At 75.1% G+C, this 9,930-nt stretch carries 11 protein-coding genes; 7 read left to right on the plus strand and 4 right to left on the minus strand.

Annotation, left to right across the window (positions count from 1 at the left end; translation table 11 throughout):
- Positions 1–916, minus strand: a 916-nt coding sequence (locus KIK08_RS34325) for an LLM class flavin-dependent oxidoreductase (protein ID WP_214407485.1), incomplete at its 3' end; no start/stop codon positions are given.
- Positions 917–1,050: 134 nt separating this feature from the next.
- Here KIK08_RS34325 and KIK08_RS34330 point away from each other — a divergent pair.
- Positions 1,051–3,369, plus strand: coding sequence for a thiamine pyrophosphate-binding protein (locus KIK08_RS34330; RefSeq protein ID WP_214407486.1), 2,319 nt, complete (start codon positions 1,051–1,053; stop codon positions 3,367–3,369).
- 112 nt (positions 3,370–3,481) lie between these two features.
- On the opposite strand, the gene KIK08_RS34335 is transcribed toward KIK08_RS34330, so the two are convergent.
- Both KIK08_RS34335 and KIK08_RS34340 read right to left on the minus strand, forming a co-directional pair.
- Complete coding sequence (locus tag KIK08_RS34335; protein WP_214407487.1) at positions 3,482–4,708, minus strand: cytochrome P450; 1,227 nt, start codon at positions 4,706–4,708, stop codon at positions 3,482–3,484.
- Between the two features lie 112 nt (positions 4,709–4,820).
- Positions 4,821–5,045 carry a hypothetical protein gene (locus KIK08_RS34340; protein WP_214407488.1) on the minus strand — a complete coding sequence of 75 codons (225 nt, stop codon included), beginning with the start codon at positions 5,043–5,045 and terminating at the stop codon, positions 4,821–4,823.
- 10 nt (positions 5,046–5,055) lie between these two features.
- On the opposite strand from KIK08_RS34340, the gene KIK08_RS34345 reads away from it, so the two are divergent.
- The 6 genes from KIK08_RS34345 to KIK08_RS34370 all read left to right on the plus strand — a co-directional run bounded on the left by KIK08_RS34345 (position 5,056) and on the right by KIK08_RS34370 (position 9,268).
- A complete protein-coding gene (locus KIK08_RS34345; protein ID WP_214407489.1) occupies positions 5,056–5,280 on the plus strand; it encodes a hypothetical protein in 225 nt (74 codons plus the stop codon).
- A 255-nt stretch (positions 5,281–5,535) separates the two neighbouring features.
- On the plus strand, positions 5,536–6,480 hold the full coding sequence (locus tag KIK08_RS34350; RefSeq protein WP_308258074.1) for an ABC transporter substrate-binding protein: 945 nt from the start codon (positions 5,536–5,538) through the stop codon (positions 6,478–6,480).
- Position 6,481: 1 nt separating this feature from the next.
- The gene (locus KIK08_RS34355) at positions 6,482–7,249 is read left to right on the plus strand and encodes an ABC transporter permease (RefSeq protein WP_214407491.1); all 768 of its coding nucleotides are present in this window, start codon (positions 6,482–6,484) and stop codon (positions 7,247–7,249) included.
- 10 nt (positions 7,250–7,259) lie between these two features.
- Positions 7,260–8,057: an ABC transporter permease gene (locus KIK08_RS34360; RefSeq protein ID WP_214407492.1), complete on the plus strand. Its 798-nt coding sequence runs from the start codon at positions 7,260–7,262 to the stop codon at positions 8,055–8,057.
- Positions 8,054–8,827 carry an ABC transporter ATP-binding protein gene (locus KIK08_RS34365; RefSeq protein WP_214407493.1) on the plus strand — a complete coding sequence of 258 codons (774 nt, stop codon included), beginning with the start codon at positions 8,054–8,056 and terminating at the stop codon, positions 8,825–8,827. Before KIK08_RS34360 ends, KIK08_RS34365 begins: the two co-directional genes overlap by 4 nt.
- A 21-nt stretch (positions 8,828–8,848) precedes the next feature.
- The gene (locus KIK08_RS34370; protein WP_214407494.1) at positions 8,849–9,268 is read left to right on the plus strand and encodes a VOC family protein; all 420 of its coding nucleotides are present in this window, start codon (positions 8,849–8,851) and stop codon (positions 9,266–9,268) included.
- 71 nt (positions 9,269–9,339) lie between these two features.
- On the opposite strand, the gene KIK08_RS34375 is transcribed toward KIK08_RS34370, so the two are convergent.
- Positions 9,340–9,930: hypothetical protein (locus KIK08_RS34375; RefSeq protein ID WP_214407495.1), on the minus strand; the 591-nt coding region annotated here is incomplete at its 5' end.

Raw genomic sequence — 9,930 nt, forward strand, 5'->3', positions numbered from 1 at the left:
CGGTGGCGCGCGGTGCGGCGGGGCCCGGGGCGCCGGCGCGCTCGGCCGCCACCAGCTCGCGGACGCCGGGGGCGACCTCGGCGGCGTAGCGGCGGACGAGGTCGGGGGAGTCGGCCATCAGGATGAACCCGGACATCCCTTCGGTCAGGGCCAGCTCGGCGAGCTGCTCGACCCACACCGCGGGTGGGCCCTGCAGGAACTCGCGCCCGGTGCCCTCGAAGCTGCCGACGACGTTGTACAGCCGGCGCACGGCCGACGGCTCCCGGCCCGCCTCGACCGCGGCCGCGTCGATGACGGCGTTGGCCGCGGCCAGGTCCTCCGGCGGCAGGTAGGGCGAGCTGGGCAGCCAGCCGTCGGCGACGCGGCCGGTCAGGCGCAGGGCGCGCGGCTTGTAGACGCCGAGCCAGATGCCGATGTCGTGGACCGGGAACGGGCCGGGCTTGGCGCCGGCGAGCCGGTAGTGCTCGCCCTCGGTGCGTGCGCCGCGCCCGGGCGTCCACAGCGCCCGGATCACCTCGATCGCCTCGGCGAGCGCGGTGAGCGACCCGCCGGGGGAGCGGCGCGGCCCGCCCTGGGCGGCGATGGCGTCCCAGAACGCGCCGGCGCCCAGCCCGAGCTCGACGCGCCCGCCGCTGAGGACGTCGAGGCTGGCGGCGCTGCGGGCGAGCACGGCCGGCGGGCGCAGCGGCAGGTTGGCCACGTTCGGCAGCACCGCGACCGAGCGGGTGCGCGCGGCGATCACCGACAGCAGCGTCCAGGCGTCGAGGTGGGCCGGCTGGTAGGGGTGGTCCTGCACGCTGACCAGGTCGAGCCCGACCTGGTCGGTCAGCTCGGCCAGCGCGAGCACCCGCTCGGCGCGGTCGGCGGCCGGGGTGATGAATGTGCCGAACGCCAGGTCGTGGCCGAGGTCGGGCATCGCGGTGTCCCTCCATAAGTGCTGTGAGTCAGATAGTACCAAACTAGATGTTCTGGCTCGCAGAGGGCTGTGATCGGTTGTGCGCTCGCCGCCGCAATGGTCCAGTGGTGCCCGGATCTGCGGAAGGAGCGGCCATGACGGGCCTGCGCGAGCCCACCGGAACCCCGACCCCGGCGGCCGACGTGCTGCGCGCGGTCGAGCAGCGGATCCTGTGGCTCTCGGCCGCGATCGTGCACCACGCCAACCGCGTGCGCCCCAACCCGGGCGGGCTCAAGGTCGGCGGCCACCAGGCCTCCAGCGCCTCGATGGCCACGATCATGACCGCGCTGTGGTTCGGGCACCTGCGCGCCGAGGACCGCGTGTCGGTCAAGCCGCACGCCTCCCCGGTGCTGCACGCCATCAACTACCTGCTCGGCGAGCTCGACGAGCGCTACCTGGGCACGCTGCGCGAGTTCGGCGGGCTGCAGAGCTACCCGTCGCGGGCCAAGGACCCCGACCCGGTCGACTACTCCACCGGCTCGGTCGGCATCGGCGCCACCGCCCCCATCTGGGGCGCGCTCGCCCGCCGCTACATCGCCGGGTTCAGCGCCACGGCGGGGACCGGCCGGCAGTACTCCCTGGTCGGCGACGCCGAGCTGGACGAGGGCGCCTGCTGGGAGGCGGTGCTCGACCCGATGGTCGCCGAGCTGGGCGAGATCGTCTGGATCGTCGACCTCAACCGGCAGAGCCTGGACCGGGTGGTGCCGAACTTCGGGGCGACCCGGCTGCAGGGCATGTTCGAGGCCGCGGGCTGGCAGGTGCTGACCGTCAAGTACGGGCGGCTGCTGGAGGAGCTGTTCACCCGGCCCGGTGGCGCGGCGCTGCGCCGGCGCATCGACGAGATGTCCAACCCCGAGTACCAGAGGCTGCTGCGCTGCACGCCCGGGCAGTTGCGGGAGCGGCTGCCCGGCCCCGACCCCGCGGTCGCCGAGCTGGTCGCCGGGCTGGACGACGCCACCCTGCACGCCGCCGTGCGCAACCTGGGCGGGCACGACCTGGTGAGCCTGGGCGAGGCCCTGGACGCGATCGACGACACCCGGCCCACGGTGGTGCTGGCCTACACCGTCAAGGGCTACGGGCTGGCCTCCGAGGGCCACCCGCAGAACCACTCCTCGCTGCTCACCGAGGCCCAGCTGGGCGAGCTGGCCGACGCCGTGGGGGCCGCGGTCGACGAGCCGTGGGCCCGGTTCGCGCCCGGCTCGGCCGAGGACGCGCTGTGCGCGGCGACCGCGGCCCGGCTGCGCCGCCCGCCGGTGCCGGCCCCCGCCCCACCGCCGATCCCCACCGACTTCGGCCGCACCCCGGGCGGCACCGCGACCACCCAGGCCGCCCTGGGCCGGACCCTGCTGGACCTGACCCGGTCCGCGCCCGAGGCCGCGCGCCGGGTGGTGACGCTGGCGCCGGACGTCAGCTCCTCGACCAACCTGGGCGGCTGGGTCAACAAGGTGGGCGTCTGGTCGGCGCGCGAGCGCGTCGACTGGTTCGCCGACGACCCGGAGACGATCCTGCACTGGCGCGAACAGCCCGACGGCCAGCACCTGGAGCTGGGCATCGCCGAGACGAACCTGGTCGGCCTGCTGGGCGAGCTGGGCGCCACCTGGAGCCGGTGGGGCGAGCCGCTGCTGCCGATCGGGGTGCTCTACGACCCGTTCGTCGAGCGGGCGCTGGAGCCGTGGTCGTTCGGGATCTACGCGGGCGGGCAGTCGATCCTGGTGGGCACGCCGTCGGGGGTGTCGCTGGCCCCCGAGGGCGGGGCCCACCAGTCGATCACCACCCCGTCGGTGGGGCTGGAGCAGCCGGGCTGCGTGAGCTACGAGCCGGCGTTCGCGGTGGACGTCGAGTGGACGCTGCTGGCGAGCCTCGCGCGGCTCGGGCGCCCCGACGGGACCTCGGCCTACCTGCGGCTGTCCACGCGCCCGGTCGACCAGACGCTGGCCGCCGTCCCGGCCGACCCGGCCGCGCGCGAACGGCGCCGCCGCCAGGTCGTGGCCGGCGCCTACCCGCTGCGCACGACGTCCGCCCCGCCCGCGATCACGATCGCGGTGATGGGCGCGATGGTGCCCGAGGCGCTCGCCGCGGCCGACCGGCTCGACGCGCAGGGCGCGCCGGCCGACGTCGTGTGCGTGACGAGCCCGGGGCTGCTGTTCGACGCCGTCCAGGCCCGCTCGGGCCGGGGGGAGGGCCCGAGCTGGGTCCTGGACGCGGCGTTCCCGGCCCGGCGGGCCGCGCCGATGGTCACGCTGCTCGACGGGCACCCGCACACGCTGGCGTTCCTGGCCGGGGTCAACGGGGTGCGGTCGGCGCACCTGGGCGTCTCCCGGTTCGGGCAGTCCGGCGACCTGGCCGCGGTGCACCGCCACCACGGCATCGACGCCGACTCGGTGGTGCGCGCCGCCCTGGACGTCGTGCGGTAGTGCGGTGATCCGCCCCGGGTCTTCGCAGGGGCGGTGTGGTCGGCGCAGGGTGCACAGCACCTGCGAGGACCACGGGGACTCTGCGAAGACGGCCGGGATCAGCCGTCGTGGATCAGGTGTAGGTGACCGGGAACGACGTGATGCCGTTGAGCCACCCCGAGCGCTGGCGCACGGGCGCGCCCGCCGCGGCGATGCCGGGCATGTGGTCGGCGATGGCCTCGAACATCAGCTCGATCTCCAGGCGGGCGAGGTTGGCGCCGATGCAGTAGTGCGCCCCGCTGCCGCCGAAGCCCAGGTGCGGGTTGGGCGAGCGGGTGATGTCGAAGCGCCGCGGGTCGGTGAAGACCTCCTCGTCGAAGTTGGCCGAGCTGTAGAACATGCCGACCCGGTCGCCCTTGCGGATGCGCTGCCCGCCGAGCTCGGTGTCGGCGGTGGCCGTGCGCTGGAAGGCGACCACCGGCGTCGCCCAGCGCACGATCTCGTCGGCGGTGGTCGCCGGGCGTTCGGCCCGGTACAGCGCCCATTGCTCGGGGTTGTCCAGGAACGCGGCCATCCCGTGGGAGATCGCGTTGCGGGTGGTCTCGTTGCCGGCCACGGCCAGCAGGATGACGAAGAAGCCGAACTCGTCGGCGGTCAGCGCGCTGCCCTCGACCTCGGCCTGCACGAGCTTGGTGACGATGTCGTCCATCGGGCAGCCCTTGCGCTGCTCGGCCATCGCCATCGAGTAGCCCAGCAGCTCCATGGCGGCCTGCTGCGGGTCGCCCTCGACGTCCGGGTCGTCGCCGCCGATCATCTGGTTGGACCAGGCGAACAGCTTGCGCCGGTCGTCCTGGGGCACGCCGAGCAGCTCGGCGATGGCCTGCAGCGGCAGCTCGCTGGCCACGTCCTGGACGAAGTCGCCGGTGCCCTCGGCCAGCGCGGCGCGCACGATCGCCCCGGCCCGGTCGGCCAGCGCGGCGCGCAGCCCGTTGACGGCGCGCGGGGTGAAGCCGCGGGAGATGATGCCGCGCAGCCCGGTGTGCCGGGGCGGGTCGATGTTGAGCAGGATCAGCCGCTGCATGTCGATCTGCTCGGGTCCGGCGCCCTCGTTGAGCCGGATGATCGCGGTGTTCTCCCAGGACGAGTAGAGCGCGCTGTCCAGCGACACGGCCTTGACGTCGGCGTGGCGGGACACCACCCAGAAGCCCTCGTCGTCGAAGCCCGAGCTGCCGCGCGGCTGCGCGTTCCACCAGACCGGTGCCGTGCGGCGCAGCTCGGCGAGCTCGGCCAGCGGCACCCGGTTGGTGTAGAGGTCGGGGTCGGTGAAGTCGAATCCCTCCGGGATGCGGACGTCGGTCACGGAGTTGCTCCCTCGGCGCGGGCGGGTCGGGGTTCGACCGGACCGGATGAGTTGAGCACATGCTTACGTCTGGTCGCCACCGCCGACCGCCGAGCCCCGCTGCGACGGGTGGCTAGGCGCGCACGCCTCGCTGGCCGACCGCGCCGCGCAGGCCGACGCACCCGACGCAGCCCACGCAGTCGACGCAGTCGATGCACCCGACGCAGGCCACGCAGCGCCGGCAGTTGACGCAGGCCAGGCAGGCGATGCAGGCGCTGAGCGCGATGCTCAGCAGGGTCAGCAGGCTGCCGGCGACGGCCACCCCGCCCGCGGTGCCCGCGCTCCCGGCCACGGCCACGCTGCCGACGGTGCCCGCGCTGCCGGCCACCGCGACGCTGGCGGCGGTGCCGGCGCTCCCGGCCACCGCGACGCTGCCGGCCGTCCCGGCGCTGCCGGCAACTGCGACGCTGCTCGACGTGCCGACGCTGCCGGCGACGGCGACGCTGCTCGACGTGCCGACGCTGCCGACGACCGCGACCGAGCTCTCGGTGCCGACGCTCTCGGCGGTGACGATGACGCCGTTGCCCCCGTGATCCATCGGCCCAGCATCGCGGATCGGCGACCGCGGCGGAACGGGGAGCAACCGGGTTCGGCCGACCGCCGCCCGCTTACTCCCCGGGCTGTACCCCACCGGTGGTGTCCTACCCCGCCGGTCGTAGCGCGGCGGCCGCCCGGGGCCGGTTGTGGCCGGGTGAGCACCCGAACACGATCGGTGATCCGCGATCGGGGGAGGACCGATGGGGGCGCGACGGGGACGGGGGCGGCTCGCGGCGGCCGCCGTGACATCAGTGGCAGCGGTGCTGCTGGCGGGGTGCGCCGCGCTGGGCGGCACGCAGGCGGCGGCGCCCCCGGCGGCGGACGGAGGGGCCCCGACGCCGGTCCGGGTGTCGATCATGCCGACGACCGACCTGGCGCCGCTGCACCTGGCCGAGCGCAACGGCTGGTTCGCCGAGGAGGGCCTGGACGTCGAGACGGTCACCGTGCCCAGCGGCCAGGCCTCGATCCAGAGCCTGATCGGCGGCGACGTCGACATCGCCTACAGCAGCTACGGGCCGTTCTTCGTCGCGCTCGACAAGGGCGCGGCCGACCTGCGCTTCGTCGCCGACGCCTCGTCGCTGTCGCCGGACTCCTCGGTGGTCGTGGCGATGCCGGGCTCGGGGGTCGGCTCGGTCGCCGACCTGGCCGGCAAGCGGATCGCGGTCACGGCGGCGGGCAGCATCTCCGACGCGCTGGTCAAGTCGGCCATGCGCGAGTCCGGGGTCGACTTCTCCGGCGTGCAGTGGGTCAGCATCCCGTTCCCGGACACCCCGGCGGCGTTGGAGCGCGGCGACGTCGACGCGGCGTTCCTGACCGAGCCGTTCGTGACGTTGGCCGAGCGGGGCGTGGGCGCGGTCGTGGTGGTCGACACCTCGACCGGGCCGGCCACCGGCCTGCCGACGGCCGGTTACGCCTCGCTGGCCGGGTTCAGCGAGCAGAACCCGGCGACGGTGGCGGCGTTCCGGCGGGTGCTGCAGCGCGCCGTCGACGCCTCGGCCGACCGCGATCTCGTCAACCCGCTGCTGGTCGAGTACTCGAAGGTCGACGCGCAGACCGCGGCGGCCGCGACGCTGCTGGACTTCCACGCCGAGCCGCGCGCCGACCAGCTGCAGCGGGTGCCCGACCTGCTGCTGGAGTTCGGGGTGATCGGCGAGCCCCTGGACGTCGCGCCGTTGATCGCCCCGGTCGACGGCTGAGATGGCCCGGATCGCGCGCAACCTGGGTGGCCTGCTCGGTTTCGCGCTGCTCTGGGAGGTGGCCGTGCGCACGGGCCTGGTGCCCGAGCGGTTCGTGCCGCCCCCCACGGTGGTGCTGGCCGAGCTGGGGGAGCTGGTGGCGCAGCGCGGGTTCCTGGCCGACGTGCTGGCCACCGTGCTGGCCTGGGCCATCGCGCTCGGGCTGGCCGCGGCGATCGCGGTGCCGGCCGGGCTGGTCCTGGGCAGCGCGCCCGCGGTGCGGGTGGCGACCCGGGCCGTCGTGGAGTTCCTGCGCCCCATCCCGTCGGTGGCGCTGATCCCGCTGGTCGTGCTGCTGGTGGGCAGCGGCCCGGAGGCGAAGATCGCGCTGGCCGCCTACGCCGCGGTGTGGCCGATCCTGTTCAACACGGTCTACGCACTCGGCGAGCTCGACACCGTCATGGTCGACACCGCGCGCGTCTGCGGCGCCGGGCGGGCCCGCACGCTGACCTCGGTCGCCCTGCCGCACGCTGCGCCGTTCGTGTTCACCGGCATCCGGATGTCCGCGGCGGTGGCGCTGATCGTCGTGGTGAGCACGGAGTTCCTGGCCGGCGCCGCCCGCGGGATCGGCCGGGTGATCCTGGAGGCCAGCAGCGGCGCCGCCCGGATGGACGTCGTGCTGGCCGCGACGCTGGTCGCCGGCCTGGTCGGGTTCGCGATCAACGAGGGCCTGGAGCGGCTGGGCGCGCGGCTGTTCGCGTGGAGCCCGGTCGCGGCGGGGGCGTTGTGAGGGTGCACCAGTGAGCGCGGCGGGCCGGTTCCTGCGCTCGTGGGCGCTGTTCGCCGCCGGCGTGCTGGTCTGGGAGGTGGCGACCCGGCTCGCCGGGCACCCGTTCTTCCCGCCGCCGAGCACCATCCTGGTCACCGGCGCGCGGCTGTGGTTCGCCGGCCCGGTCGAGCGGGCGTTCCTCGGCGACACCGTCCTGGACGACGTGCTGCCCAGCGTCCTGCGGGCGGTGACCGGGTTCGCGGTCGCGGCGCTGGTCGGGGTCGGGCTGGGCACGGTGCTGGGCCGCTCGCGGACCGGCATGCAGTGGTGCGGCCCGCTGTTCGCGTTCGCCAGGGCGATCCCGCCGCCCGCGCTGATCCCGGTGTTCCTGGTGCTGTTCGGCATCGGCGGGCGCATGCAGGTCGTCACGATCGCGTTCGCCGCGACCTGGCCGATCCTGCTCAACACCGTCGACGGCGTGCGCTCGCTCGACCCCGTGCAGGCCGAGACGGTCCGCGCGCTGCGGATGCCGCCGGGCCACCGGCTGGTGCTGGTCGTGCTGCCGGCCGCGCTGCCCAAGATCTTCGCCGGGCTGCGGCTGAGCCTGTCGATCTCGGTGATCCTGATGGTCGTCTCCGAGCTGGTGGGCTCGGTGGACGGCATCGGCTTCCAGCTGCGCCAGGCCCAGCACGCCTTCGACTTCCCGGTCATGTGGGCCTGGGTCGTGGCGCTGGGCGTGGTGGGGCTCGGGCTGAACGCCGTCCTGCTGGCCGTCGAGCAGCGCGCGTTGCGCTGGCAACCCACGCGAGCGACGGGAGTCCCGCGATGACGCTGCTGCAGGTGCGGCACCTGCGCCACGACTACCGCGGCGCCGCGGCCGTCGACGAGCTGACGTTCGCGGTCGGCGCGGGGGAGCTGGTGTGCATCACCGGGCCGTCGGGGTGCGGGAAGTCGACGCTGCTGCGCGCGGTGGCCGGCCTGGTGGAGCCCACCGCGGGGGAGGTCCGCCTGCACGGCGACCCGGTCCGCGCGGTGCCCGACGAGCTGTCGTTCGTCTTCCAGGACTACGGGCGCTCGCTGTTCCCGTGGCTGTCGGTGCGCCGCAACGTCGAGCTCCCGCTGCGCTGGCGCTCGGTGGGCCGGGCCGAGCGGGCCGAGCGCGCGGCCGAGGCGCTGGCCGGGGTCGGGCTGGCCGGCGTCGACGACCGCTACCCCTGGCAGCTCTCCGGTGGGATGCAGCAGCGCGTGGCGATCGCCCGCGCCCTGGTCACCCGCCCGGCGCTGCTGCTGATGGACGAGCCGTTCGCCTCGGTCGACGCGCAGACCCGCTTCGAGCTGGAGGACCTGCTGCGCCGGGTGCAGCGGGCACGCGCCACGACCGTCCTGCTGGTCACCCACGACATCGACGAGAGCGTCTACCTCGGCGACCGGGTGCTGGTGCTGTCCCGCTCGCCTGCCCACCTGGTGGCCGACCTGCCGGTGGACCTGCCCGCCGAGCGCGACCAGATCGGTACCCGGGGCTCGGCGGCGTTCGTGGCGCTGCGCGGCGAGGTCGCGCGGCGGCTGCGGGCCCCGGGCGATCCGGCGGCGGTGGGCTGAGCGGGCAGTAGCATCGCGCGGGTGAGCGACCGTCCCCCGTTCCACCTCGCCGTCCCGGTCGACGACATCGCCCGCGCCCGTGAGTTCTACGGCGGGGTGCTGGGCCTGGCCGAGGGCCGCTCCGCCGAGCACTGGGTCGACTGGGACCTCGACGGCCACCAGCTCGTCACGCACCGGTCGGCGGGCTCCGGGCCGGTCGGCCACAGCGACGTCGACGGCCACCGCGTCCCGGTGCCGCACTTCGGGCTGGTGGTCGACGTCGAGCGCTTCCACGAGCTGGCCGGTCGGCTGAAGGCGGCCGGCACGACGTTCGTCATCGAGCCGTACCTGCGCTTCGCCGGCGAACCGGGCGAGCAGTGGACGATGTTCCTGCTCGACCCGGCCGGCAACGCGCTGGAGTTCAAGGCGTTCCGCGACCTGTCGCAGCTGTTCGCCTCGTAGCTCCGGAGATGCCTGGAGCGGGTTGACCCGCCGCGGGACACGAGCCGATCCCCGGCCGGGGGCCGACCTCGTCAGACCGAGTCGAGGAACTCCCGCGCGACCTCGCGCACCAGCTCCGCCGCCCCGTCGATCTCGGCGACGCCGGACTCGCCGTTGCTGAAGGCGAGGAACACGCTCGCGCCGACGCGGGTGACGGCGACGCGGTCGCCCGCCGGGGCGAACCCGGGCCCGCCCACGGTGCTCGCGGCCAGCAGGCCCTCGTCGCCCAGGGTCGGCTCCTCCCGGGTGACCCACTCCCACCGCCCGCCCTGCTCGGTGCCGCCGGTGCTGCACGCGGCCAGCGCGCGGCGGAACCCGGCCATCACCTCGGCGGCGTCATCGACGCTCGGGTAGGTCGCGAGCTGGCGGGCCTCGTGGAACTCCGGGCCGGTGCGCGACACCGTCTTGAAGCCGGTGCGCCGGGCGTCGGTCGGGTATTCCGTGGGGGAGCAGGGGTCGAGCAGCCAGGTGCGCGCGATGCCGGTCACGGTGGCCCAGTCGGTGGTCTCCGGCGAGCTGCTGCGCTCACCCTCGTCGGGCAGCGGGACGTCGGGCACGATGCCGCCGACCGGCGCGCCCGGGGTCGCGCGCCGGGTCGGCCCGGTGCCGGCCGTGCCCGCCGG

The sequence above is a fragment of the Pseudonocardia lacus genome (assembly GCF_018531445.1).
Lineage (GTDB): Bacteria > Actinomycetota > Actinomycetes > Mycobacteriales > Pseudonocardiaceae > Pseudonocardia > Pseudonocardia lacus.